The organism is Salinibacterium hongtaonis (assembly GCF_003065485.1).
Classification (GTDB): domain Bacteria; phylum Actinomycetota; class Actinomycetes; order Actinomycetales; family Microbacteriaceae; genus Homoserinimonas; species Homoserinimonas hongtaonis.
In genome coordinates, this window is the sequence record NZ_CP026951.1 from 2,157,060 (window position 1) to 2,182,138 (window position 25,079).

The following is a 25,079-nucleotide window of genomic DNA, read 5'->3' on the forward strand; positions in this document are numbered from 1 at the left end:
CCTGGTCCTTATGTGTTTCTGGGCCCCAGGTTCGCTGAGGGAGGCGACCAGCGCCTAAGTGAAGTCCGGGTCGGGGGCGGCCTCGTAGACAAAGTCGATGGGATCTTCGCGCCCACTGCTGAGCACCCCACCGCTCTCCTCTAGGTAGCAAGCGCCACAAAGCGACTCATACGTCACCGAGAGGGTGCCGGCGGCTCCTAGGCCACTCAGAGGGCGTTTGGCGGCAGCATCCGCTCCCTCGTCGATCGCAACCTGGTCGCCGGCAAAGATAAAGCGGTCGCCGATCTTGCGAGCGTTGAACACAGCCTTGCGCCCACACCGGCAGATTGTCTTGAGCTCTTCGAGCGAATGGGCCACCTCGAGCATCCTGCGACTGCCCGGGAATGCCACCGTCTGAAAGTCGGTGCGGATGCCGTAGGCCAGCACCGGAATGTTCTCAAGAATCGATATGCGCAGCAGGTCATCGACCTGCCGCTCACTGAGGAACTGGGCCTCGTCGATGAGAATGCAGCTGATGTCAGAACCCGTGCGTTGCCGAACGGCCTCGCGTTCCGCCTCGACGAGTGCGTAGACATCGTCGCGCGGCTCGATCACGAAGTCGACCGTGCGGGTGACACCGAGGCGCGACACGATCTGGTCTGCGCCCTTCGTGTCGACCCTGGGCTTGGCGAGCAGAACGTGCTGGCCGCGCTCCTCGTAGTTGTAGGCGGCCTGGAGCAGAGATGTGCTCTTGCCGCTGTTCATCGCACCGTAGCGAAAGTAGAGCTTGGCCATTACTGAAGGAACCCGTCCTCTGCGGCGCGGCGGATGAGCTCCGCCTTCTTGCTCGCCGGCCGATTAACCTTGGCGTACTTCTCGCGAACTCGGCGCAGGTAGGTCTTGGCAGTTTCGTACTGCACGTTCATGCGCTTGGCCACCTCGGTGGTGCTGTGTCCCGAGACGTAGAGCTTGAGCGCGTCGATCTCGCCCTGGCTCAGCTTGGGCCGCACCTGGTTCATCGCACCCGTGGGCAGCGGGCGCCAGTTCTGCTGTGGCACCACCCCGCGATCATGACCCATGACGCGACGCGCCGCCTCCATGACCTCGTTCATCGGCATCGACTTGGAGAGAAAGGCAGCGGCACCGGATGCGAGGGCGCGGTCGCGGGCATCCCGCGTGTCGAGACTCGTGAGAACGATGACCTTGGCCCCGGCGGCCCGACACGTGCGAACACGCGCCTCGATCGACACAGGCTCCTTGAGCTGAAAATCGAGAAAGACCAGGTCGGTGGGAAAGTTCTCGCTGTGCACGAGTTCAAGCCAGGTGTGTGCGCTCAACACGAGGTCGAAGTCGGGGGCGTTCGTCGTGATCCAGCTGCTGAGGCTATCGAGCAGAACCTCGTGGTCGTCGAGCAGAGCTAGTCGCGTGCGGCGCGGCGTCGCGGCCTCGGGGACCGCTTCATCCGCCACCCGTGGCTCCCCCTGGATTTCACTGGTCATACGAGAATCTTACTGTTAGCACCGACTGCAAGTACTCGGCACGCACGCGGCGGAATACCACGCGCATCACCGCCAGGTAGGGCCCGAACCGGCTCTTGACGAGGCCGTCTGTCATATCGACCCGCAGGGTGAGTACGCCGCGGCAGCGGCCGTCAGCCCGGGCAAGCATGATCTCGAGATCTTCTGGACGGCCGTGGGCATTGTCGTAGATCGCCACGAGCAACGCGCGCAGTGCCGTGCGCTGGTCGTAGCTCATGAGGTTGGCGATGTTGTCATCGTCGAGGATGGTCGATGGCTGGCTCTGGCCTTCCCCTCCGCGACGGGCTCGTCCACGCAGGTGATCGACTACGTTCTCCAGCCAGGTTCTATCAACCTCGGCAACCATGACCGCACGAATCGCATCGGCGATCGACCTGGCCCGCTCGCGAACATCCGGCGTGATTTCATTGTTCGCCAGCACCTCCCCAAAGAACGGCACCACCTCCTGCTTCAGGATGGTGACGCGGTCCTGCTGCACCGAGCGTGCGATGCCGGGTTCACGCTCCTCGGACATTCGATCGACGGCCTGCGTGGCCCGAACATGCCAGTGCTCAATCGACTTGATCATGCTGTCGGTGAAGGCGCCTGCGCTGAGGTTGAGAGCAAGAAGGGGCAACACAACAAACGCGACGGTGACGACGGGCGGCACATCACTGACATCTTTGACCGCCTGCAGCATGACGATGAACCCGATCAAGACGGCCGCGACGCCGCCGAATCCGACCAGTTCACGCACGGGACGGTAGGCGGCCATTCCGATAGAGAACAGACCGAGGACCACGGGAGCGACCCACCCCATTGAGGCATGCGCAGGCGCATCCCCCGCGGCGACCGCTAGCAGCCCTGCCGCAAAAACCCCGAGCGCGACAGTCCAGCCGTGCGATTTGCGCTGGAACGGGCCGCGGTAGGGGTCTGTTGCCGTGATGACGATCATGCTCGACGCGGCGATCACCACGAGCGAGAGCACCGCTGCGCCGGGGTTATCGACGGCGTCAAGGCCCGAAACGACAACGACGACGGCGAACACCAGGGCAGAGATCGCGGCGGTCATGGTGATGAGGCGGTTCGAGTAGGCCCCCACCGGGTCCAACTCCTGCCGAGTGCGCTCGGGAGATCTCATTCGTCCCCCTGCACGGTGGACGCCGCCACGGCATCACCATGCTCATCGCCCGTGCCGGAATCATCGGGGCGATGGTCGCCATCACGAGACTGAGGATTGGCGGGAAGCTGCATGAGCACGGAGGTTCCGCTGCCCGGAGTCGACCACACCTGCACGGAACCGCCAACTGATTCGATGCGGTTGTGCACCGACGCCCGCAGCCCGAGCCGATCCGCGCCAACGGCGGAGTCAGAGAAACCGCGACCCGCGTCGATGATCATTACAGAAAGCTCATCGTCCGAGGCATACACGGCCACTTCGGCGACCATCACGCCCGAGTGCTTAATCACGTTGATAAGGCACTGCTTTGCCGCGAGGCCCAGCGCTTCGGCCTGAGCGGGCTCCAGGCGGGATACCGCGGCGAAGTCTCCCGTCCCCGTGACATCAAGACCGGCCTCGCGTACCTCCTGAATTGCCTCGCTCAGGGCGGTTCGGGCGCGGTCTTCGCCACCGGCATTCGTGGCACCAGCGGCGTCGCTTAGCCATTCCTGGCCCAGCAGGATATTCAGATCGCGCTCTATGCGAGCCTTCTGCTCGGGAGGCATGGAATCGTTCGTCGAGGTGGCGATCGCGGCGAGGTGGCTCAGGATCGTGTCGTGCATCAGGGCGGCCGCCCTCAGCTCCATTCGGGAGCGGATGTCGTCGAGCAGTTCGTCGTGGGCAGCGCGCTGAAAGCGTGGTTGCGATCGGGTGGCCCGGCGTGCCGTGACGTAGGCGAGAATGCAGATCGCGATCGCCTCGGCGAGGAGCCCCAGATTGAAGGGGTCGAAAAGCACCGGGCGGCCGGCGACGAGCAGCGCTGCCGCCGCCGCGCCTTCGGCGACGATAAACCCGCCGAACGTCCACCCGAGGCCGGCGAGAAGACCGAGGCCGGGCCCGGCAACCAGGACTACCGCCATCTTGGCGGGCGAATACCAGAACGCCGCATCCCCAATGACGTCACCCATCTGGGTTGCAAGAACCACGACATAGACGAAGGCCGATGCCGCGCCGACGACAAGGTAGACAATCCCGGCCAGCGGAGTTGCCTTCTTGTCGACCCATGCCAGGGCGGGGAGCATGCACAACAGCGCCAGCATCGCGGGCCAGAGCACACGCGTGGGATAGGCGGAAGCGAATCCCAGCGTGATGAAGAGACCGGCGACGATCGCCGCGAGGGCCATACCGTGGGCAGCACGGGCTAAGGCCCTGGCTACCGCGCCAGGTACGAGGTGCTGGGGCAGGCCAATAGACATTAAGCCACCCCCTCCACTCAGTGAACAGAAAGAGTATGTCAGTCTTTCGACCGCGCTTGTACCCCGTTTATCGGCGATGCACTAGCGCGTATGCTGAAATGTCGGTAGGGCTGTGCCCCAGTGACAGGAGCACCCCTATGCCAGTGACAAAACCTCTGCTGTTGACGCCATCGTGGCCTCCGCCAAAGCGGGGTCGTCAGAGAGCTTGCGACCCAGCGTCGGCACCATCTTCTCGAGCTCAGGCTTCCATCCGTCGAACTCCTGAGGGAAGCAGCGCTTGAGAACTTCGATCATGATCGGCACGGCGGTCGAGGCTCCCGGGGACGCGCCCAGCAGGCCAGCGATCGAGCCGTCTTCGGCGGCAACCACCTCGGTGCCGAACTGAAGAACTCCGCCCTTCTTGGCATCCTTCTTGATGACCTGCACGCGCTGGCCGGCCGTGATGCGACGCCAGTCCTCAGGGTTCGCATCGGGCATGAACTCGCGCAGCGCTGCGATCTTCTTTGCCTTGGTGGCCAGGAGCTCGCCGACCAAGTACTTGACGAGGCCGAAGTTATCTTTGGCGACCGCCAGCATGGGAATGATGTTGCCGGGGCGAAGGGACAGGGGCAGATCGAGCCAGGAGCCCGTCTTGAGGAACTTGGGCGAGAAGCCCGCGTAGGGGCCAAACATCAGGCTTGCCTGGCCATCTACGACGCGAGTATCGAGGTGCGGAACCGACATGGGCGGCGCCCCGACGGCGGCCTTGCCATAAACCTTGGCGCGGTGGCGAGCCACGACGGCGGGGTTGTCGGTGCGGAAGAACTGGCCGCTGATGGGGAACCCGCCAAAGCCCTTGGCCTCCTTGATGCCCGACTTCTGCAGTAGCGACAGTGCACCGCCGCCAGCGCCGACAAAGACAAAGCGGGCCTTGGTCACTGCGGGAGTGCCCCCGACCATGTGCTTGGACTGGATGCGCCAGAGGTCACCCTCGCGGCGAAGCCCCGTCACCTTGCGCTCAAGGTGAAGGCGAGCGCCGTTGTCGGTGAGGTAGCTAAAGAGGTCCTTGGTGAGCGCGCCGAAATCAACATCGGTCCCGCCCGCAACCCGGGTTGCAGCGATCGGCTGGTTCTTGGAGCGGCCGGGAAGCAGCAGGGGCGTCCAGGAGCGGATGACCGCGGGGTCGTCGCTGAACTCCATGCCGGCGAAGAGGGGGTGATTCTTGAACGCCTCGAACCGGCGACGCAGAAAGTCGACATTGGCCTCGCCCCAGACAAAGCTCATGTGGGGAACGGGGTTCACAAATCCGTCGGGCTCCGGCAGCATGCCTTCGCTCACCATGTACGACCAAAACTGGCGTGACACCTGGAACTGCTCGTTGACCTTGACGGCCGAGTCGATCTCGAACGAACCATCCGGCAATTCCTTGCCGTAGTTCAGCTCGCAGAGCGCCGCATGGCCGGTGCCCGCGTTGTTCCACGGGTTTGAGCTTTCGAGGGCAACCTCTGACAGTGTCTCGAAGATCTCGATGGTCCAGTCAGGCTGCAATTGCTTGATGAGGGCCCCGAGGGTCGCACTCATGATGCCACCCCCGATTAGGGCAACGTCAAGGGGCGCAGGGGCAGACGAAGATGAGCTCACACGTTCAAGTTTACGCCGCGCCGACGGTGCTCCTTGCCACGGGGCCGGGCACATAAGAACGGCCGAATTGCGTCTGCAGCAAATTCGGCCGTTCTTGCGAAAGGTTGGACGTTAGACCGAGAGCACCCGAGCGGCAATGAGCTCTGCAATCTGAACCGCGTTGAGGGCCGCACCCTTGCGCAGGTTGTCATTGCTGATGAACAGCGCGAGCCCGCGCCCACCGGGAACACCCTCGTCCTGACGGATGCGACCGACAAAGCTCGGGTCGCTTCCTGCAGCCTGCAGGGGTGTCGGAATGTCGGAAAGCTCGACGCCGGGGGCATCCGCCAGCAGCTCCTTGGCACGCTCGGGGCTGATCGCTCGGGAGAACTCTGCGTTAATCGAGAGCGAGTGACCCGTAAAGACGGGAACGCGAACGCAGGTTCCGCTGACGAGCAGCTCGGGCAGCTCAAGAATCTTGCGGCTCTCGTTGCGGAGCTTCTTCTCTTCGTCCGTCTCATAGAGACCGTCGTCGACGATGCTGCCAGCAAGAGGAATCACATCGAATGCGATGGGCCGAGGAAAGGCCGAGGGCTCGGGCATGGTGACCGCGGCACCATCGTGAACAAGACCAAGTGCATCCTGAGCCACCGCTGCGGTGACCTGGCTGAGCAACTCTTCGCCGCCCTTGAGTCCAGCGCCAGAAACAGCCTGGTAGGTGCTCACGATGAGGCGCTCAAGCCCCGCCTCCTCGTGCAGCACCTTGAGCACGGGCATGGCCGCCATCGTGGTGCAGTTGGGATTGGCGATGATGCCCTTGACGGCCTGGTCGATGGCATGAGGGTTGACCTCGCTCACCACGAGGGGCACCTCGGGGTCCATGCGCCACCCGGACGAGTTATCGACGACCGTGACACCCGCAGCGGCGAAGCGCTCTGCCTGAGCCTTGGACAGCGTGGCCCCGGCCGAGAAGATAGCAACGTCGAGGCCAGAGGGATCGGCTGTCGAGGCGTCTTCGACGACAATCTGCTCGCCCTTGAACGGGAGCGTTGTGCCCGCCGACCGCGCGGAAGCAAAGAAGCGGATGCTGGCGACAGGAAAGTCGCGCTCCTCGAGCAGACGACGCACGACGGCGCCGACCTGCCCGGTTGCGCCAACAACCCCGATGTTTACTCCTGCGCTCATCGGCCGGTCCCCCCGTAGACGATAGCTTCGCCCTCGGCGTCGAGGTCGAAAGCGGTGTGAATGATGCGAACGGCCTCTGGCACGATCTCTGCCCGGGTGACAACGCTGATGCGGATCTCACTGGTGGAGATCATGTCGATGTTGATTCCCGCGTCAGATAGCGCCGTGAAGAGCTGGGCCGAGACACCCGTGTTGGTGCGCATTCCGGCGCCAACGAGTGCGATCTTTCCGATGCCGTCGTCGTGCTGCAGCGTGGAGAATCCCACCTCGGCACGGCCGGCTTCGAGCGCTTCGAGCGCCGCGGGCACCTGCGACTTGGGCAGCGTGAACGAGATGTCGGCAACACCGGTGTTCACGGTTGACGCGTTTTGCACGATCATGTCGATGTTCGCGCCGGTCTTGGCCACGATCGTAAAGATGCGTGCTGCCGTGCCGGGAACATCGGGAACCCCGACGACGGTGATCTTGTCTTCGCTGAGATCAGCGGCAATTCCCGTGATGAGCGGCTCTTCCACGGTTTCTCCCTCTTTCGGATTCACCACAAGGGTGCCCTCGTTACGGCTGAACGAGGATCGGACGTGCAGCGTTACGCCATGACGACGCGCATATTCCACTGCGCGAATATAAAGAACCTTTGCCCCGGCTGCCGCAAGCTCAAGCATCTCTTCCGAGGTGATTCGATCGATCTTGTGAGCGGCGGGAACCATGCGGGGGTCTGTCGTGAAGATGCCATCGACATCCGTGTAGATCTCACACACCTCGGCACCGAGCGCGGCGGCCAGCGCGACAGCCGTGGTGTCGGATCCCCCACGACCGAGCGTGGTGATGTCGCCGGAATCCCGGTTGAAGCCTTGAAAGCCCGCGACGATGGCGATGTAGCCCTGGTCGAGCGCAGCACGAACGCGCAGCGGCGACACCTCAACGATGCGGGCGGCACCGTGCTTCTCGTCGGTCATCATGCCGGCCTGGCTGCCCGTGTATGACCGCGCCTCCTCGCCAAGGTCGCGAATCGCGAGGGCAAGAAGCGCCATAGAAATGCGCTCGCCCGCAGTGAGGAGCATGTCCATCTCGCGGCCGGCAGGCTCACTAGAGACCGCGTCAGCCAGGTCGAGCAGGTCGTCGGTGGTGTCGCCCATGGCGGAAACCACAACAACCACATCGTTGCCAGCACGACGGGTTTCGACGATTCGCTCGGCGACGCGCTTAATGCCGTCGGCATCGGCGACGGAGGAACCACCGTACTTCTGCACGATCAAGGCCACGCGAATATCTCCCGAAAGTCTGTGGGGGCAGGGGCTGTGCAGCTCAATGCCGCGCCAGGCATCCCATTGTATCGGCTAGTTCTCTACTAGCCGTCTCCCCTCGAACGCCCTGCCGAGGGTGACCTCGTCGGCATATTCGAGGTCCCCACCCACGGGCAGACCCGAGGCGAGCCGAGAAACCGTGAGGCCGGGCTGGATGAGGAGCCGCGACAGGTAGGTTGCCGTCGCTTCTCCCTCAAGGTTGGGATCGGTGGCGATGATGACCTCGGTCACCGTGCCGTCGGCGAGTCGTTGCATGAGCTGACGGATGCGAAGGTCGTCGGGTCCGATGCCATCGATAGGGCTGATTGCCCCGCCGAGCACGTGATAGAGGCCGCGGAACTCGCGGGTTCGCTCGATCGCGACAACGTCTTTGGCTTCTTCTACAACACAGATCGTGGCGGGCGAACGGCGGGGGTCGCGGCAGATCGTGCACGTCTCCTGCTCGCTCACATTGCCGCAGATGGCGCAGAAACGCACTCGCTCACGAATCTGCATCAGGATCTCGGCAAGGCGCGTCGTGTCGAACGTCTCTGTCTGCAGGATGTGAAATGCGATGCGCTGTGCCGACTTTGGCCCGATGCCGGGCAGCCGACCGAGCTCGTCGATCAGCTCTTGAACGATTCCCTCATACATGTGGCCCTGCCTTCTCGCCCGCAGGCTTGATATCGAATGTGGACGCCAGAGGCGACGTCGGTGGTGCGGAGGTGCTGGTAGCGAGCGCGTCTACTGCGGACCCGCGAACCCTGAGGGCGTGTGTGGCTGTTCCTCGATGAACGTGGCGCCCAGCACCTGACGAACAACGGACTCGCCATATTTTTGCGGGCCCGAACTCGTGCGAGCGCTGGCGGAAGGGCGGCCCGCCGCGGATCGCGCTGCGGGCGTCGAGCGCGGCGATTCTGCGCGCGCAGGCGCAGAGCGCGGAGGCACAGAGCGCGCAGGCGCAGAGCGCGCAGGTTGGCGGCTTGCCGCGCCCCTCTCCGCGCCGGTGTCGGGCGGGACCGAATCGTAGTCGGGGTCGAAGGGCGGCTCGTCGTCGAACGGAGGCTCCTCGTCTCGCGGCGCTGCTGCGCCAGCGGGACTGGCGGGGCTGGCGGGTGCAGGGACGTGGTTCCGCGCGGACACGGAGCCTGGTGCTGTGGCTGAGGCTGGAGCTGGATCTGGAGCTGGCGCTTCGCCAGACGTGGTCGCGGCTGGCGCTGCGGACTCGGCCGAAGCGGAAGCGGAGCCGCCTGAGCCCGGAATCGCCACGGTCGCCCAGCCCGATGTTGCGACCGGCGCCGCAGAAGTGGGCTCGGCCTGCCGCTTGGCTGCAGCGGAGGCCGGGGCCGCGGTGTTGGTCGCGGCAGTCCCACTGGCACCGGTGGCACTGGCACCGGTGGCTCTGGCGGACGCCCCTGCGCGCGCTGCCATGGTGCGAGGCGCTGGGCTGCCTGCTGACCCAGCGGGTGTCGAGCCAGTCACAGAGCCTGACCCTGAGTCGCGGGCGACGCCGCCCGTGGGACGAGGCGACTGAGGAGGCTGGGGAGCCGAACCGCCCCCGCCCGCAGAGCCGGGAGCATCTGCAACCCTGGCGATGAGTCGAGGAGTGAACCCGAGTACCGCCGAGACCGCAGTCTTGAGGTGATCGCCGACGCCCTCGCCGGGGGCCGAAGTAGCCTTGAGCGCCTCGACGTCTTTGTGGCTGGGGAATTCGAGGATGAGGATGTCGCCCTCGCGCAGCTCACGAACCTGCGCGGTAAAGAGCACCATCCAGGCGGTGCGCTTGGCCTTTTGCACGGTCTCGAGCACCTCTGGCCAGGAGTCCTTGACCAGCTGAAGCGTGACGGGCCCCACCGGAGCGGTTCGCTGCTGAGCCGGCGAGGCTGCCGCTGCCGCGGCTGCCGGTGCAGGCGTCGAAACAGCCACAGGCTTCGAAACAGGAGCAGAGGCAGGCGCAGCCGCAGGCGTCGAAGCCGGCACGGGCGTCGAAACCGGCACGGGCGTCGAAACCGGCACAGGCGCAGAACCGGTGCGGTCCCCCTCCAAGGCGGCCGGTTCGGATCCGTGAGGAACGGACTCCACGCCGACCCTGCGCTCGAGTCGCTCGACCCTGGCGAGGGCACCGCGCTGGGTGTCGTCAGAGGCTGGCACGAGCACGCGCGCGAGCATGAGCTCAAGGTGGAGACGCGGCGATGTCGCCCCGGTCATCTCGGTGAGCGCCGCGCCCACGATATCGGCGGTTCGACTGAGTTCGGCCTGCCCAAATCGCGAGGCTTGGAGCGCCATGGTGTCGAGCTCGTCGGCCTGCACCCCGCGCAGCACCGCGGCAGCGCCGTGGTGGTTGCCCGCGGGGAACGCGCTCACGACAATGAGGTCGCGGAGACGTTCGAGCAGATCCTCGACGAAGCGACGCGGATCCTGGCCGGTCTGGATGACGCGGTCAACCGCCTCGAACGCCGCGGCGGCATCCTTGGCCCCGAGGGCATCGATGACCTCGCCCAGCAGCGCACCGTGCGTATAGCCGAGCAGGGCGACCGCGCGCTCATACTGCACGCTCGCTGCCTCGGAACCGGCCATGAGCTGGTCGAGAAGAGACAGGGTGTCGCGAACGGACCCGCCCCCGGCGCGCACGACGAGGGGCAGCACGCCCGACTCGACCTGAACGCTTTCGCTCTCGCACAACTGCCCCACGTAGTCGAGCATCTGGGCGGGCGGCACGAGCCTGAATGGATAGTGATGGGTGCGCGAGCGGATCGTGCCGATGACTTTGTCTGGCTCGGTGGTCGCGAAGATGAACTTGACGTGCTCCGGCGGCTCTTCGACGATCTTGAGCAGCGCGTTGAAGCCCTGCGGCGTGACCATGTGGGCCTCGTCGAGGATGAAGATCTTGAACCGGTCGCGCGCGGGGGCAAACACCGCTCGCTCGCGAAGGTCGCGAGCGTCGTCGACACCGTTGTGGCTCGCCGCGTCGATTTCAACGACGTCGAGAGATCCCCCACCATCGCGCGACAGCTCGACACAGCTGGGGCACACGCCGCAGGGGGTATCGGTGGGGCCCTCTGCACAGTTGAGGCACCGCGCGAGGATGCGAGCCGAGGTGGTCTTGCCGCAGCCGCGAGGGCCGCTAAACAGATACGCGTGATTGACCCTGTTGGTGCGCAGGGCCGTCATCAACGGATCGGTCACCTGCGACTGGCCGATGAGTTCGGCAAAGGACTCTGGCCGGTAGCGGCGATAAAGGGCGGTAACCACGGGGTCAATCGTAGTCGGGGCCACCGACGCCCGAGCTGTGCGAGTTGCGCGGTCCGTGTCAGGGGGACCTGTCGGCGCTATACCCCGACGAGCGCTGCCGTCTGCCGGGCGATCTCCAACTCCTCATTGGTGGGGATTACAAGCACAGAAACGGTGGCGCCCTCCGGCGAAATGAAGCGAGCCGCGCGCGAGGCGAGCTCGTTGCGATCGTCGTCGATCTCGATGCCGAGAAACTCCAGGCCGGCGAGCGCCCTGCGCCGGAGGAGGGAGTTGTTTTCGCCGATGCCCGCAGTGAAGACCAGGGCATCCAGACCGCCGAGCTCCGCAATATAGGCACCGATGTAGTGCCGGATGCGGTGCCGCCACACTGCGAGCGCCGCCTGCGCCGCAGTGTTGCCCCGCGAGGCGGCCTCTTGCACATCGCGCATATCGCCAGAACCTGTGAGCCCGAGAAGCCCGCTGCGCCGATTGAGGAGAACATCCAGTTCGTCGATGGAGAGGCCCGCCTGCCGAGCCAGGTGAAAGATGACCCCGGCATCGATGTCGCCAGAGCGAGTGCCCATGACGAGACCCTCGAGCGGGGTGAGCCCCATCGACGTGTCGATTGAGCGGCCCCCATCGATAGCGGCGACGGAGGCTCCGTTGCCGAGGTGCAGAACGATCGTCTTGAGAGTCTCCAGCGGTCGGCCCAAGAACTCGGCGGCGGCCCGTGACACATATTCGTGCGACGTTCCGTGGAATCCGTAACGGCGAACCCGGTATTGGGCGGCCAGCTCGGTGTCGATCGCATACGTATAGGAATCGGCCGGAAGCGTCTGATGAAACGCGGTATCGAAGACCGCGACGTGCGGCACGGTGGGCAGTGCGATCTTTGCCGCCCTAATGCCGAGCAGGTTAGCGGGGTTGTGGAGGGGGGCCAGCGCGGAGAGGTCGTTGATCTCGGCCTCCACCTCGGCGGTGACCAGGGCGGGGCCATCAAAGTTCGGCCCTCCGTGCACGACCCTGTGGCCAACGGCGGAGATTTCGGCGCTGCGGTCGCCGAGCTTGGCCAGCACAATGCTCATACCGAACTCGTGGTTGGGCACGGGAGAGCCCTCTTCGCCGATTCTCTCGAGCAGTCCGCTCACGACGGCCGCTCCCGTCGCCAGATCGATGAGCTGGTATTTGATCGAGGATGACCCCGAATTGATCACGCAGACGAGGCTCATTCGTGCCCCTGTGCTACTGCGCCGGTTGAGGCCGCCTGGATGGCGGTGATGGCAACCGTGTTGACGATGTCTTGCACGAGCGCGCCCCTCGAGAGGTCGTTGATGGGTTTATTGAGACCCTGCAGAACGGGACCGATCGCCACGGCGCCAGCGCTTCTCTGCACCGCCTTGTAGGTGTTGTTGCCCGTATTGAGGTCGGGAAAGATGAACACGGTCGCCCGCCCGGCCACAGCACTGTCCGGCAATTTGGAGCGGCCAACGGAAGCATCCACCGCGGCGTCGTATTGAATGGGGCCGTCGACCATGAGGTCGGGTCGACGCTCCCGCACGAGCGCCGTGGCCTGCCGCACCTTGTCGACATCCGCTCCCTTGCCGGATGACCCCGTGGAGTAGGAGAGCATGGCGATGCGCTGTTCGATGCCGAATTCCTCGGCGGTTTCGGCCGACGAGATAGCGATATCCGCCAGCTGAGGGGCGTCGGGGTCTGGGTTCACGGCGCAATCGCCATAGACCAGTACCCGGTCTTCGAGGCACATGAGAAACACGCTGGAGACCACGGAGACGCCAGGTTGCGTCTTGATGATCTCGAACCCGGGTCGGATGGTGTGCGTTGTCGTGTGCGCCGCGCCCGAAACCATGCCGTCGGCGAGCCCGAGATGCACCATGAGCGTGCCGAAGTAGGAGACGTCGGTGACGATGTCGAGCGCGTCCTCAACCGTTACGCCCTTGTGTGCGCGCAGCCGGGCATACTCCAGCGCGAACCGCTGCCGCAGGGTCGTGTCGAAGGGGCTCAGCACCTCCGCTGCCGAAATATCGAGCCCCAGGCCACTGGCCCGCGCTCGCACCTCGCTCTCCTCGCCCAAAATGGTGAGTCGCGCCACGCCGCGACGCAGGAGGGTGCTCGCCGCGCGAAGGATGCGGTCGTCGTCACCCTCGGGCAAAACGATGTGTCGCTGCACCGAACGAGCCCGATCGAGCAGGTCGTACTCGAACATCAGCGGGGTGATGGTGTCGGTGCGCGAGACCTCAAGCTTGCGCAGCAGCTCCTGCGAGTCGACATGCTGTTCAAAAAGCGCGATCGCCGTGTCGTATTTGCGCGTGGAGTCTGCCGCCATGCGGCCCCGCGTCTTGGTTACCCGCCGGGCCGTGTCATACGTGCCGAATCGCGTGCTCACGATGGGAAGGCTCGTGTCGAGGCCATCGATGAGGCGCTCGATCTGCGGCAACAGCTCGAAGCCGCCGTTCAGGATGATTCCCGCGAGAGAGGGGAACGTGTCGGAACTGTGCGCCATAAGCATGCCGAGAAGCACATCGGAGCGATCCCCCGCCACAACGACGACGGCACCGTCCATGATGCGAGTGAGACAGTTCTCCATCGACATGCCGGCCATGACCACTCCGAGGGCTTCTCGCTGAAGCAGCTCAGCATCCCCCTTGATGAGGGTTCCCTCGACGGCGACGAGAAGCTGGTGCATGCTCGGGGCGATGAGAAACGGGTCCTCGGGGATGGCCCAGACGGGGATATCGCCAGCGACCTCGCTGAGCTCCGCCACGATCTCGACGAGACGGTCGGGGTCTGACCGGTTAGCGACGACCCCGATCGTGTAGGCATGGGCGGCATCGAGCTCCTGCATCGCGAGGCCGAAGACCTGCTGCAGTTCGTCGGCCGTGCGGGCGCCGCGCTCGTCGGACTGCCCGCCGATGACGAGCAGGACGGGCGCGCCAAGGTTGGCGGCGATCCTCGCGTTGTATGAGAGCTCGGTCGGGGTGCCGACATCCGTGTAGTCGGAGCCCAGGATGACCACAACATCGCACTGCCGTTCGACCGCCTTGTAGCGCTCCACGATGCGCGAGAGTGCCGCCTCAGGGTCTGAATGCACCTGGTCGTAGCCGACGCCGATGCAGTCCTCATAGCTCAGATCGACACCGTCGTGGTCGAGCAGCAGCTCAAGCACGTAGTCGCGCTCTGCGATGGAGCGAGCGACGGGGCGGAACACCCCGACCCTGCCGGTTTCGTGGCTCAGGGTGTCGAGCAGCCCCAGCGCAATTGTCGACTTGCCGGCATGTCCCTCGACAGAGGTGATGTAGATGCTTTTGGCCACGCGTCCACCCTACGCCTCACAGGATCGGCCGCCAGGGCGGGCTGCACAGGCTGCGGCCCAGGCTGCGAATCGGGCCCGAAACTCTCGTCGTTAACGAGAAAGGACCCCTCGCGCACCTGCCAGAGCCCGGTTACCCTTGCTGCATTTCTGCCCTGGGGGAGTTGGCCTGGATGGCACCACGCGAGGAGCCGTTTTCTACTTTAGCGGAGATCGAGACCCGCTTTTGAACCCTTAGAACGGATACGGTGCGATCTCGGGACGCATCGTGAGCCACTGGGTCTCGGTGAACGCCTCGATGTTGGCCGCGGCGCCACCGAATCGGGAGCCGGTTCCGGATGCCCCTACGCCGCCGAACGGGGAGTTGGCCTCGTCGGAGACGGTCTGCTCGTTGATGTGGATCTTTCCCGAGTGGATGCGGTCGGCGACCGTCATCGCCAAACCGACATCTCCCAGAATTCCGACCGAGAGCCCGAACTCGCTCGAATTGACGAGGTCGATGGCCTCGTCAATCGTGGAGAAGCTGATCACGGGCGCGACCGGTCCGAATATTTCGTCGGTCCACGCCCGGTTCTCCGAGCTGAGCCCCGAGAGCACTGTGGGCCGGTAGAAGAGGCCCTCGGAGGTTCCGCCAGCGGAGAGGGTCCCGCCCGCAGCGACTGAGTCCTGAACGATCGAGTCAATGTGGGTGCGCTGCTTCTCGTCGATGATCGGACCGAGCGCGACCTGCTCCTGCGCCGGGTCGCCGACCGGCAGACCGTTTGCCTTCGCCGCGAGCAGTGCGACGTACTCGTCGTGGATGCTCTCGTGAACAACGTGGCGACCGGTCGTCATGCAGATCTGCCCCTGGTGCATAAACGACCCGAAGGCACCCGCCGAGACAGCCTTCTCAAGGTCGGCTCCCGGCAAAACAATGAGGGCGTTGTTGCCCCCGAGTTCGAGGTGGGCGCGCTTGAGGTGACGCGCAGCCGCCTCACCGACCTTGCGACCGGCAGGGGTTGACCCCGTGAACGAGATAATGCGAACCTCTGGTGCCTCGACAACCGCGGCCCCAACATCCGCCCCACCGGGCAGCAACTGGAGAACTCCGGCGGGCAGCCCCGCTTCTTCGAAGATGCGCATGAGCACGACACCGCCAGAAACGGCGGTGCGGGGGTCTGGCTTGAGCAGAACGCTGTTGCCCAGCGCGATGGCCGGGGCCACCGACCGAATCGACAGGATGAGCGGAAAGTTGAACGGGGCGATGACGCTGACGACGCCGGCCGGGAGACGACGGGCGAATGACCAGCGGTCTTCGTTAGAGGTGAGCACCTCGCCGTGCGGGTGCCCGGGGAGCCCAGCAGCCTCGTAGCACTCGTTCGCTGCGATGTGCGTTTCGAGCTGAGCCTTGGGAGGGATTCCGCCGCTCTCGCGCACGATCCAGCCCTGGATCTCCTCCGCGTATTCTTCGAACAGCTGCCCGGCACGACGCAGAACTGCCGCGCGCTCCTCAGGCCTGCGCTTAGCCCAGTCGACCTGGGCCGCCGCCGCTGCCGTTGCCGCCTCCAGAGCATCCTCTGTCGTCGCCGCTCCGACAGAGCCTAGGCTGCTGCCCGTTGCCGGTTCGGTGACGGGCAGGATGCCTCCGCGCCCCTCAACCCAACCATTCAGGTAGATCTTGCCGTGCCAGAGGGAGGTTTCAAGCAACGTCATGGTGTTCTCCTTGTAGTTCTTTATTCGTGCCGTTGGCTGACTAGATTCTGCGCCCGCGGGGCTGGGCGTTCTCGGTGGACTGCCGCAGCTCTCCGGGGGTGAACAACGAGGCCCGCGAAATCGCGTAAGATTCTGTGAGGTCGTTGCCGGGAAGCCGGAATCGATCGCCAGGAGAATTCGCCTAGTGGCCTATGGCGCACGCTTGGAAAGCGTGTTGGGTGCAAGCCCTCGGGGGTTCGAATCCCCCATTCTCCGCCATTTTCAGACCAAAGCCCCGTGCATCCGCCCGGGGCTTTCGTCGTGTAGCGCGCTGTGTCGGCGCCTTATTCGTCCGGTGCGAACTCCGCTATCGTCTGCGAGACCCTCGCCCAGATGTCGTCGAGCAGCTCGGGCGGGAATGCCCCCACGAGCTCGAGGCTAAGAACACCGTGCGCATACGCCCACGCGCTCATGGCACCCACCGGCCCGGCCACGAAGGCCCGAAGCCGAGACACGGCCGCACGATCTATGCGCTCGGAATCTGTGCCCGTGAACGGCTTGCTGTGCATGAGGAGGTAGAGCTGCGGATTCGCGAGGCCGAATGCGCGGTAGGCCGAAACCAGCGCCGTGATGTGGTCGAGACGCGAGCCCTCAGCCGCGCTGGCCGCTGGGCCAATGTACTCATCGGCGAGACGCGCAAACCCCAGCGTGATGAGCGCAGCCTCGATGTCGGCCTTGCTGGTGAACTGCTTATATAGCGATGGCGGCTTGATGCCTGCCTGGCGGGCGACGGCACCAACACTCAGCGATGCGAACCCGTCTCGCTCCAGCACTGTGAGCGCCACATCCACGAGCTCATTTCGGCGGGTCTGGTGTTCGACTCTCGGGTCAGTCATGAGCAAACCTTACTCACTAGTGCGCGTGACGGCAGGCCGATTGCTCAATCGTTCGCGCTCAGCAGCGATTCTTGCGGCGAACGGTGCCCACACGATTATGGCGACACCAGCCCCCACCAGCAGCCCGCCGACGGTATCGCTGATCCAGTGCGCCCCCAGATAGGTGCGGGCCACCATCATGAGCACCGTATAAACGGCACCCGCCGCCCACACCCAGGTGCGGCCGACGATGATGCCCAGAGTCACGGCAATCGTCGCGGCGTTGGCGACATGCCCTGACGGAAACGAGCCGACATCCGCCACCACCATGATGTCTTCTGGCCTGGGGCGCAGATAAAGACCCTTGAGAAGCTGAACCGCGCCGGCACTCGCGATGGCCGCGATGAGGTAATAAAGCGCGGCCCACATCCGGCGCAGCAGGCAGAGCACAATGACCGTGACGATGGGCACAACAAAGATGCCGACAATGCCGCCGCCGAGCCAGTCCAAGAACAGCGAGAGCGCGTCGAGCGCGTCGCTCCGATAGTTGAGCATGGCGTCAAGCCACCCCAGATCGACGCCGAGAGGCGAGCCGCTGTTGCGGGCCGCGATAAGCCCCCCGAGCGATACCGCCACCACAAGGGCAACGATTCCGCTGATGAGGGGCCAACGGTTGGTAACGGCTCGGGACTCGCGGGGCTCCATAGATCTGAAGCTAGCCGCGATTTGCTCAATAGTGCGCCAGCATCCGCTCAGATTTAGCGCTCGTTTCGCGGGCCCGCCGGAATGCGTCGGCTGCGCACAAGCTCCGAATACCAGTGGCCGGAGTTCTTGATCGTGCGCTCGAGCGTGTCGTAGTCGACGTGCACGATGCCGAAACGCTTGGAGAAGCCGTAGGCCCATTCGAAGTTGTCGAGCAGCGACCACACCTGGTAACCACGAATGTCGACGCCACGGGAGAGGGCTCGGTGAACCGCCGTGAGGTGGCGCTGCAGATAGTCGATGCGATCAGCGTCGTCGACCACCCCATCGCGCACCTCGTCGACGAACGCCGCACCGTTCTCGGTGACCATGAGCGGAAGGTCAGGAAACTGCTCAGAGAGCGAGACGAGCAGCTCCTCAAACCCCTCCGGCGCGATGTTCCAGCCCATGTCGGTGTAGGGGCCGGGCTGCTCAACGAACTCCACAAAGTCGCTGCCGGGCCAGGGGCTGCCTGCCGTGCCCTTGTGCCCATCCGCCCTCTGCCGGGGCCCCCGGCCATTCCACTCTCTGACCATCGCGGTCGAGTAGTAGTTGACCCCGAGAAAGTCGATGGGCTGGTTCACGATGTCGAGATCGCCCGGCTGCACGAACGACCAGTCGGTGACGGACGCGGTGTCTGCCAGGAGGTCCGCCGGGTATGCCCCCGTGAGCATGGGGCCCGTGAATGACCGATTGGCGAGGGCGTCGATGCGGCGCATCGCATCTTCTGCCTGATCGTCGCCGGGGCGAAGCACGTGAAAATTGAGGGTCACCGAGCATTCGGCGTCGGTTGGCAGAACGGACCGCAACGCCTGCGTGCCGATTCCGTGCGCGAGATTGAGGTGATGCACCGCGGTGAGCGCGGCCCTCCCGCTGGCGATTCCGGGGGCGTGGGCACCGGATCCGTAGCCCAGGTAGGCCGAGCACCACGGCTCGTTGAGGGTCGTCCACGTGCCGACTCGATCGCCGAGCGCCTCCCCCATGATCGCCGCGTAGTCGCCGAAGCGCTGCGCTGTGTCGCGGGAGGTCCATCCGCCGGCATCTTCAAGAGCCTGCGGCAAATCCCAGTGATACAGCGTGGCGATGGGCCGGATGCCGCGCTTGCGCAGGCCGTCGACCAGCCGGGAATAAAAGGCGAGACCGCGGGAGTTGACCGCCCCCTTGCCGTCGGGCTGAATGCGAGACCATGACACGGAGAAACGGTAGGCCTCGAGCCCGAGCCGCTCCATGAGGTTGAGATCGGATTCGAGGCGGTGATAGTGGTCGTCGGCACGATCGCCCGTGTCGCCACCGACGACGCGACCCGGTGTGTGACTGAACGTGTCCCAGATGGAGGGGCCTCGGCCGTCCTCGTGCGCGGCTCCCTCGATCTGATAGGCCGCAGTCGCGGATCCGAAGAGAAATCCCGGAGGAAATTCGAGGCCGATGTCGCGGTAGTCGGGGCTGCCTGTTGTCATGATGCGTGCGACTCTACCCGACGCCGTGGGAGCGCTCCCAGAATCGCTTTGCTGATAACGTTCCCATCGATGAAAACCTCGCGCGCGACCATGCACGATGTTGCCGCCCTGGCCGGCGTTGGTCTCTCCACCGTGTCGCGCGTTGTCAACGGCGATGTCAAGGTGAGCCCCGCCAAAACCCTTGCCGTAGAAAACGCGATCCGCGAGCTGGGCTATCGCCGCAACGACTCGGCCCGGCACCTGCGCACGGGCGCGGCCGCGAGCATCGGCCTGCTCATCGAGAGCATCGCCGACCCCTTCTTCTCCCTCATCTCGCAGGCCGTAGAAGAGGTAGCGCTCAGCAGGGACTCCCTGCTTCTCTCCGCTTCGTCACACCAGGATGCCGCCAGGGCTCGGCGCATGGTGCTCGCATTTTGCTCGCGGCGCGTCGACGGGCTCATCATCACACCCTCCGAAGACCAGTCGATCGACTACCTCCGCACCGAGCTCACTGCCGGCGTTGCCATGGTCTTTATCGACCGACCGGTGCCCGGGCTCGATGTCGACACGGTGCTCACCGATAACGTGGGCGGCGCCATGAGCGGAGTCGAGCACCTTATTGCGCACGGTCACCGCCGCATCGCATGCATCACCGACAGGGCTGGTCTCTACACGTCATCGCATCGCATCCGCGGCTACCGGAACGCACTCGCCGCGGCAGGAATCCCGTTCGACCCCGCCCTCGTCTATTCGGCCGACGACACGACAGACACCCTGGCGGGGCCCCTCACCAGCATGCTCGACGCCGAGAACCCTCCAACCGCACTATTCACTGCGAACAACAGGTCGACCATCGGCGCGCTGAGGGTGATGGGTAGCCGGCACAACCGCCCCGCCCTCGTCGGTTTCGACGACTTTGAGCTCGCCGATGCGCTCAGCCCGGGCGTGACAGTCGTGGCCCAAGACCCGCTGGCGATGGGGCGCATGGCGGCAGAGCTGCTCTTTCGCCGACTCGACCGCGACACGTCGCCGCCTCAGACGATAACGCTGGGAACGCGCCTGATCGCTCGCGGATCGGGCGAGCAAAGGCCGTAGACGAGCCGTCACACCGGCGCTTGCCCTCGCACCGGAGACCCTCGGTAACGATTTCGTCATGGCCCGTTGTCCTGAAAACGTTTTCATATTTGAATGAAGGGACCTCGCCGAACGGCGACACACGAACTGCGAGATTCCAATGGAGGAACTCACCATGCGCAAGCCAGTGTCACTGATCGCAGGGGCCGCAATCCTTGGCCTCGCCCTCGCCGGATGCTCGGGCGGAGGAGACACCCCGTCGGATTCCGGGGGCGCGAACGAGGTCGAAGTCTTCACCTGGTGGTCATCTGGATCGGAGAAAGTCGGGCTCGACGCCCTCGTCAAAGTCTTCAACGAGCAGTACCCCGACATCGAGTTCATCAACGCCTCTGTGGCCGGGGGCGCAGGCTCCAACGCCAAGGCAGCCCTAGCATCCCGCCTCGAAGCGGGCGACCCACCCGACACCTTCCAGGCACATGCTGGCGCCGAACTCACCGACTACATCGAAGCGGGCCAGCTGCAAGACCTGAGCTCGTTCTTCGACGACGAAGGGTTCACCGAAGTGTTTCCCGAGAGCCTGATCCAGTTGCTCACGGTTGACGACGCCATCTATTCGGTGCCCAGCAACATCCATCGCGCCAACGTCGTCTGGGTCAACACGGGCATCCTCGAAAACGCCGGCATCGACCCTAAGAAGGCACCCGCCGACATCGACGCCTGGATTTCTGATCTGGAGAAGGTCAAGGCCTCGGGAGTCGAGGGACCTCTCGCGCTGGGAACCGAATGGACCCAGATGCAGCTGTTCGAAACCGTGCTGCTCGCCGACCTCGGTGCCGACGGGTACACGGGGCTCTGGACGGGAGATACCTCCTGGGATAGCGATGGGGTCACGACCGCCATCGACCACTACAGCACCCTCCTCGACTTCGTCAACAGCGACTACACGGGCCTGGATTGGGATGCGGCGACGCAGATTCTGATCGATGGCCAGGCGGCCTACAACGTTATGGGCGACTGGGCTGAGGCCGCGTTCGCTCAGGCTGGGCTCACCTACGACAACGAATACACGACGTGGCCGGTGCCGGGCACGGAGGGAATCTTCGACTTTCTCGCCGACTCGTTCACGCTGCCCGTAGGCGCCCCCCACGAGGAACCCGCCAAAGACTGGCTGCGCACGGTCGGATCTGCAGACGGTCAGCAGGCGTTCAACCTGGCCAAGGGATCCATCCCCGCCCGCACCGACATCGATGCGGCCGACTACCCGCCCTACCAGCAGACCGCGATCAAGGCCTACGCGGACGACGTAATCGTGAGTTCGCTCGCCCACGGGGCCGCGGCGAGCATCGCGTGGTCGGGCGACATCTCCTCGGCGGTCGGCAGGTTCGGCAGCGATAAAGATGTGGCCGCGCTGCAGTCAGCGCTCGTTGACGCAGCCCAGAAGGCGCTCGGCTAAATCCGCAGCGGTACCGGGTGGGAGTCGATAGCTCCCACCCGCCGCTATGCCGATCGTCCGGTGAACCGAGAAGGGAGTTCGGGTCATGCGCAAAGGGGTAAGAAACTGGGGGCCACCGCTGCTGCTGGTGTCGCCGACGATCGTTATCCTCGGCATCTTTGTCTACGGGCTCATCGGCGCGAACGTCTCTGTTTCACTCAGCGACAGGCACAGCCTGAGCCCCGCCGAGAGCTTTGTCGGTCTCGACAACTACTTCTCCCTGTTCGCCGAAGAACGCTTTCAGCACTCCCTCTATAACCTCGGCATCTTCACCCTGTTTTTTCTCGTCGGCACAATGCTGTTCGGCTTTCTCTGGGCGTGGATGCTCGACAAGGGCGTGAGCGCTGAGGGCGTTTTTCGCTCGGTCTACCTCTTTCCCATGGCGATCTCGTTCATCGCCTCTGGTGTGGTCTGGCGGTGGCTCCTCAACAGCGCAGAGGGTGATCGAGCATCCGGGCTCAATCGCATCTTCGAATCGCTCGGCCTTGGCTTCTTGCAGAATCCGTGGTGGAACGACCCGACCTGGGGCATGGCGGCCATCGCTCTCCCCGCGATCTGGCAACTCGCGGGCTATGTGATGGCCCTGTTCCTGTCGGGCTTTAGAGGCATCCCCGACGAACTGCGCGAAGCGGCCCGCATGGACGGCGCCTCGGAGTGGAAGCTCTACCGCCACGTCGTGTTTCCGCAGCTCAGCCCCGTGGCGCTCTCCGCCCTCGTGATCATCGGCCATATGTCGCTCAAGGTGTTTGACCTGATCATGGCCATCACCAAATCCATCTACCAAACCGAGGTTCCCGCCACCTACATGTGGGTGGCCCTCACCTCGAACGACTACGCAAAAGCGGCAACGATCGCCACCGTTCTCTTGCTGTTCGTTGCGGTGCTCATCATCCCGTACCTCATCCACACTTCGCGCTCCGAGAAGGCGCAGCGATGACGATCTCGACGGGCATCGACAGAAAGCCCGCGCCAGAACCCGCCCCTCTCACGGGGCGGCCGAGCAGGGTGACCCTGGGCAGAACGGCCAAGTACGTGCTGCTCATTCTGTTTCTCGTGGTGGTGCTCATGCCCGTCTATGTGCTGGTGGTCACGAGCCTCAAACCGCCTCAGGATGTCAACCCGGCAACGTCGTGGGGCCTGCCCGTTCGCTGGCCGTGGGAGCCGGCGCTCGAGGGCGGGGCAACGGGGTTCGACAACTGGAGTCTCGCGTGGGACGCCCTCTCGCCCGCGATCGCCCGCACGTTTTTGCTTGCCATTCCCGCGGCGATCATCTCGTCGTTCCTGGGCGCGATGAACGGATTCGTGCTCTCCCGATGGCGCTTTCCCCGCGCCGACTGGGTGTTCACCTTCATCCTCTTTGGCATGTTCATTCCGTATCAGGCGATCATGACGCCGCTGGTGCAGATGAAGACGTCACTCGGGCTGCCGAGCGGCATCAGCACCCTGCTCGTCGTGCACATCATCTATGGCTTGCCCATCTGCACGCTGATCTTTCGCAACTACTACACGGGCATCCCAATGGAGCTCATGGAGGCCTCCCGCGTTGACGGCGCCGGCATGCTCCGCACGTTCGCGAGCATCGTGCTGCCCCTCTCGCTGCCGGGCTTTGTGGTCACGATCATCTGGCAGTTCACGAGCGCATGGAACGACTTTCTCTTCGCGCTGTTTCTCTCCAACCAACGAGAAGGGCCCGTCTCGCTTGCCCTCAACAACCTTGCCCAAGGCGCCCAGCTCGCCAATTACGGCTCGGCAATGGCCGGGGCGCTGCTCGCGTCGCTGCCCACCCTGGTGGTCTACATCGTGCTGGGCAAGTACTTCATCGGCGGGCTCATGAGCGGGTCGGTCAAGAGCTGACGGAGGGTTCCTCCACGCGGCCGGAGATGGCCAGGGCGACTGCCGCGATCACGATAGTGAGAGCGAAGACTCCGGCGAAGGATGCTGCGCCGTCCACGTCGACAAGGGCGGCGACGATGAGACCCGTCGTGGCGAGCGCGAGCGCCGCACCCAGCGAGTCGGCAATCGTGATGGCGGAGCTGTTGAAGCCCTGGCTCGCCGGAGTTGACCGGGCGAGAGTCATCGAGCTCATCCTGGGATACATGAGGCCCATTCCGCCACCGCCGATCACCCAGCCCGCGATGATGATCCACGGGGCCAAATGCAGCGCCGCCGTCGCGAAGGCGATGACCACGGCGGCAAGAACCATGAGGGCACCGATGCGCATCGCCATAACATCGCGCAGTCGGGCACCGAGCTTGCCCTGCAGCCATGACCCGGTGGCCCACGACACCGCTGCACCCGTGAGAGCAACCCCCGCTAGCGAAGGATCGAAAGCATACTCATCGATGAGCAGGTACGGGATGTAGACCTCAGCACCAAAGAAGGCCGCGGCGACGAGGGACCGCGAGAGAACGACGGAGGCGAGTCCGCGGCGGGCGAGGAGGGTGCCCTTCGGCACGAGAGGCCGCACGGCAACGACAAGCAGAACCAGGGCGCCGACCGCGATGACGGGCGCAAGAGCATCCGGAGCCTGCTCCGAAAGGTTGAGGGCGAGCACGGCGCCCGCGGCGAGAATCGACCAGCCGATGCGACCCCAGGCCCACGGCTGCGGGTTCTCTGGCACGGGCTGCGATGCCAAGACGCGTACGGCAGGCACGACCATGCCCACAGCCGCCAGCACAAGACCGACGACCCCCAGAAACACCCAGTGCCAGGAGAACAACTGGGCGATTACCCCGGCGATGGCCGGCCCGATCATTGACGGGACCACCCAGGCTGCGGCGAACGCGGCAAAGATCTTGTGATGCAGGTCGGGGGATAGATGCGGGCCACGAGCACATAGAGCGCGACGGTGACGCCGCCGCCGCCGAGACCCTGCACGAGGCGACCGACGACCAGCACCCACATCTCTTGTGCTGTGCCAGCGACCAGAAGGCCTGCAACGAAGAGCGCCCCGGAGAGGTACAGCGGCCCGGTCGGCCCGGCACGGTCAGACCAGTTGCCCGCGACCACCATGCCGATCACGCCGACCGCGAGCGGTGCGGCGAACGCCAACGCGTAGAGGCGGGCGCCATCAAGATCGTCGCTGACGATGGGCATGATGGTGGTGACGGCTAGGTTCTCAAACGCGTTGAGAAAAACGAGCGCGCACGCCCCGATCGTGGTCCACAGATAGGGCGCACTGTAGATGCCGATGCGACTGGTTGACACCCCGCTACGCCCGGTCGGCCGTGGCGCAGAGAGCGCCGATCGTGAG

General features: G+C 64.7%; 19 protein-coding genes, 1 tRNA gene, 1 other RNA gene and 1 pseudogene. 5 read left to right on the forward strand and 17 right to left on the reverse strand.

Translation table 11 applies throughout. The features are described 5' to 3' along the window. Nucleotides 1-54 precede the first annotated feature (54 nt). From C2138_RS10380 to C2138_RS10440, 13 genes are all read right to left on the reverse strand, one after another. A complete protein-coding gene (locus C2138_RS10380) occupies nt 55-774 on the reverse strand; it encodes a thymidine kinase (protein WP_108517629.1) in 720 nt (239 codons plus the stop codon). After that, a complete protein-coding gene (locus C2138_RS10385; protein WP_108517631.1) occupies nt 774-1,478 on the reverse strand; it encodes a response regulator transcription factor in 705 nt (234 codons plus the stop codon). Before C2138_RS10385 ends, C2138_RS10380 begins: the two co-directional genes overlap by 1 nt. Next, nucleotides 1,468-2,637 carry a hypothetical protein gene (locus tag C2138_RS10390; RefSeq protein ID WP_159078204.1) on the reverse strand — a complete coding sequence of 390 codons (1,170 nt, stop codon included), beginning with the start codon at nt 2,635-2,637 and terminating at the stop codon, nt 1,468-1,470. The genes C2138_RS10385 and C2138_RS10390 overlap by 11 nt, the downstream gene beginning before the upstream one ends. Further along, complete coding sequence (locus tag C2138_RS10395) at nt 2,634-3,911, reverse strand: sensor histidine kinase (protein WP_159078205.1); 1,278 nt, start codon at nt 3,909-3,911, stop codon at nt 2,634-2,636. Before C2138_RS10395 ends, C2138_RS10390 begins: the two co-directional genes overlap by 4 nt. A gap of 135 nt (nt 3,912-4,046) precedes the next feature. Further along, a complete protein-coding gene (locus C2138_RS10400; protein ID WP_241961224.1) occupies nt 4,047-5,471 on the reverse strand; it encodes a malate:quinone oxidoreductase in 1,425 nt (474 codons plus the stop codon). 171 nt (nt 5,472-5,642) lie between these two features. Next, a complete protein-coding gene (locus C2138_RS10405) occupies nt 5,643-6,695 on the reverse strand; it encodes an aspartate-semialdehyde dehydrogenase (RefSeq protein ID WP_108517638.1) in 1,053 nt (350 codons plus the stop codon). Next, the gene (locus C2138_RS10410; RefSeq protein ID WP_108517640.1) at nt 6,692-7,957 is read right to left on the reverse strand and encodes an aspartate kinase; all 1,266 of its coding nucleotides are present in this window, start codon (nt 7,955-7,957) and stop codon (nt 6,692-6,694) included. Before C2138_RS10410 ends, C2138_RS10405 begins: the two co-directional genes overlap by 4 nt. A 75-nt stretch (nt 7,958-8,032) precedes the next feature. Beyond that, nucleotides 8,033-8,632 (reverse strand): recombination mediator RecR, encoded by a 600-nt coding sequence (gene recR / locus C2138_RS10415; RefSeq protein ID WP_108517642.1) that lies wholly within the window; start codon nt 8,630-8,632, stop codon nt 8,033-8,035. A gap of 90 nt (nt 8,633-8,722) precedes the next feature. Next, nucleotides 8,723-11,230, reverse strand: coding sequence for a DNA polymerase III subunit gamma and tau (locus C2138_RS10420; RefSeq protein WP_108517644.1), 2,508 nt, complete (start codon nt 11,228-11,230; stop codon nt 8,723-8,725). Between the two features lie 77 nt (nt 11,231-11,307). After that, entirely contained in the window at nt 11,308-12,438 is a 1,131-nt protein-coding gene (locus C2138_RS10425; protein WP_108517646.1) for an acetate/propionate family kinase, read from the reverse strand. Beyond that, complete coding sequence (gene pta / locus C2138_RS10430; RefSeq protein ID WP_108517648.1) at nt 12,435-14,540, reverse strand: phosphate acetyltransferase; 2,106 nt, start codon at nt 14,538-14,540, stop codon at nt 12,435-12,437. The genes C2138_RS10425 and pta overlap by 4 nt, the downstream gene beginning before the upstream one ends. A 96-nt stretch (nt 14,541-14,636) precedes the next feature. Next, nucleotides 14,637-14,733: signal recognition particle sRNA small type (ffs, locus tag C2138_RS10435), an RNA gene on the reverse strand. Nucleotides 14,734-14,771: 38 nt separating this feature from the next. Then, entirely contained in the window at nt 14,772-16,229 is a 1,458-nt protein-coding gene (locus C2138_RS10440) for a benzaldehyde dehydrogenase (protein WP_108517650.1), read from the reverse strand. Nucleotides 16,230-16,399: 170 nt separating this feature from the next. Between C2138_RS10440 and C2138_RS10445 the strand changes: the two genes are divergently transcribed. After that, nucleotides 16,400-16,487, forward strand: a tRNA-Ser gene (locus C2138_RS10445). Between the two features lie 65 nt (nt 16,488-16,552). Here the strand turns inward: C2138_RS10445 and C2138_RS10450 are convergent. The 3 genes from C2138_RS10450 to C2138_RS10460 are packed head-to-tail and all read right to left on the reverse strand — an operon-like array spanning nt 16,553 to nt 19,281. After that, on the reverse strand, nt 16,553-17,104 hold the full coding sequence (locus tag C2138_RS10450; RefSeq protein WP_108517652.1) for a TetR/AcrR family transcriptional regulator: 552 nt from the start codon (nt 17,102-17,104) through the stop codon (nt 16,553-16,555). A gap of 9 nt (nt 17,105-17,113) precedes the next feature. Next, nucleotides 17,114-17,788 (reverse strand): phosphatase PAP2 family protein, encoded by a 675-nt coding sequence (locus tag C2138_RS10455; RefSeq protein WP_108517654.1) that lies wholly within the window; start codon nt 17,786-17,788, stop codon nt 17,114-17,116. 53 nt (nt 17,789-17,841) lie between these two features. Further along, nucleotides 17,842-19,281: a GH1 family beta-glucosidase gene (locus C2138_RS10460; protein WP_108517656.1), complete on the reverse strand. Its 1,440-nt coding sequence runs from the start codon at nt 19,279-19,281 to the stop codon at nt 17,842-17,844. A 69-nt stretch (nt 19,282-19,350) separates the two neighbouring features. Between C2138_RS10460 and C2138_RS10465 the strand changes: the two genes are divergently transcribed. The 4 genes from C2138_RS10465 to C2138_RS10480 all read left to right on the forward strand — a co-directional run bounded on the left by C2138_RS10465 (nt 19,351) and on the right by C2138_RS10480 (nt 23,680). Continuing rightward, complete coding sequence (locus C2138_RS10465; protein ID WP_199286535.1) at nt 19,351-20,355, forward strand: LacI family DNA-binding transcriptional regulator; 1,005 nt, start codon at nt 19,351-19,353, stop codon at nt 20,353-20,355. A 154-nt stretch (nt 20,356-20,509) separates the two neighbouring features. Further along, the gene (locus C2138_RS10470; protein ID WP_108519070.1) at nt 20,510-21,787 is read left to right on the forward strand and encodes an ABC transporter substrate-binding protein; all 1,278 of its coding nucleotides are present in this window, start codon (nt 20,510-20,512) and stop codon (nt 21,785-21,787) included. Between the two features lie 85 nt (nt 21,788-21,872). Continuing rightward, nucleotides 21,873-22,763 carry a carbohydrate ABC transporter permease gene (locus C2138_RS10475; RefSeq protein WP_108517659.1) on the forward strand — a complete coding sequence of 297 codons (891 nt, stop codon included), beginning with the start codon at nt 21,873-21,875 and terminating at the stop codon, nt 22,761-22,763. Continuing rightward, nucleotides 22,760-23,680 carry a carbohydrate ABC transporter permease gene (locus C2138_RS10480; protein WP_108517661.1) on the forward strand — a complete coding sequence of 307 codons (921 nt, stop codon included), beginning with the start codon at nt 22,760-22,762 and terminating at the stop codon, nt 23,678-23,680. Before C2138_RS10475 ends, C2138_RS10480 begins: the two co-directional genes overlap by 4 nt. Here C2138_RS10480 and C2138_RS10485 read toward each other — a convergent pair. Further along, a pseudogene (locus tag C2138_RS10485) lies at nt 23,670-24,922 on the reverse strand (MFS transporter). The gene C2138_RS10480 and the pseudogene C2138_RS10485 sit on opposite strands and share 11 nt — an antisense overlap. Between the last annotated feature and the right edge of the window lie 157 nt (nt 24,923-25,079).

Excerpts from the sequence above, each read along its gene's own strand:
- C2138_RS10450 (WP_108517652.1), bottom strand. The coding sequence starts at position 17,104 with ATGACTGACCCGAGAGTCGAACACCAGACCCGCCGAAATGAGCTCGTG.
- C2138_RS10395 (WP_159078205.1), bottom strand. The coding sequence starts at position 3,911 with ATGTCTATTGGCCTGCCCCAGCACCTCGTACCTGGCGCGGTAGCCAGG.
- C2138_RS10460 (WP_108517656.1), bottom strand. The coding sequence starts at position 19,281 with ATGACAACAGGCAGCCCCGACTACCGCGACATCGGCCTCGAATTTCCT.
- C2138_RS10390 (WP_159078204.1), bottom strand. The coding sequence starts at position 2,637 with ATGAGATCTCCCGAGCGCACTCGGCAGGAGTTGGACCCGGTGGGGGCC.
- C2138_RS10425 (WP_108517646.1), bottom strand. The coding sequence starts at position 12,438 with ATGAGCCTCGTCTGCGTGATCAATTCGGGGTCATCCTCGATCAAATAC.
- C2138_RS10380 (WP_108517629.1), bottom strand. The coding sequence starts at position 774 with ATGGCCAAGCTCTACTTTCGCTACGGTGCGATGAACAGCGGCAAGAGC.
- recR (WP_108517642.1), bottom strand. The coding sequence starts at position 8,632 with ATGTATGAGGGAATCGTTCAAGAGCTGATCGACGAGCTCGGTCGGCTG.
- C2138_RS10475 (WP_108517659.1), top strand. The coding sequence starts at position 21,873 with ATGCGCAAAGGGGTAAGAAACTGGGGGCCACCGCTGCTGCTGGTGTCG.
- C2138_RS10480 (WP_108517661.1), top strand. The coding sequence starts at position 22,760 with ATGACGATCTCGACGGGCATCGACAGAAAGCCCGCGCCAGAACCCGCC.
- C2138_RS10440 (WP_108517650.1), bottom strand. The coding sequence starts at position 16,229 with ATGACGTTGCTTGAAACCTCCCTCTGGCACGGCAAGATCTACCTGAAT.
- C2138_RS10400 (WP_241961224.1), bottom strand. The coding sequence starts at position 5,471 with ATGAGTGCGACCCTCGGGGCCCTCATCAAGCAATTGCAGCCTGACTGG.
- C2138_RS10405 (WP_108517638.1), bottom strand. The coding sequence starts at position 6,695 with ATGAGCGCAGGAGTAAACATCGGGGTTGTTGGCGCAACCGGGCAGGTC.
- C2138_RS10455 (WP_108517654.1), bottom strand. The coding sequence starts at position 17,788 with ATGGAGCCCCGCGAGTCCCGAGCCGTTACCAACCGTTGGCCCCTCATC.
- C2138_RS10385 (WP_108517631.1), bottom strand. The coding sequence starts at position 1,478 with ATGACCAGTGAAATCCAGGGGGAGCCACGGGTGGCGGATGAAGCGGTC.
- C2138_RS10470 (WP_108519070.1), top strand. The coding sequence starts at position 20,510 with ATGCGCAAGCCAGTGTCACTGATCGCAGGGGCCGCAATCCTTGGCCTC.
- C2138_RS10465 (WP_199286535.1), top strand. The coding sequence starts at position 19,351 with ATGAAAACCTCGCGCGCGACCATGCACGATGTTGCCGCCCTGGCCGGC.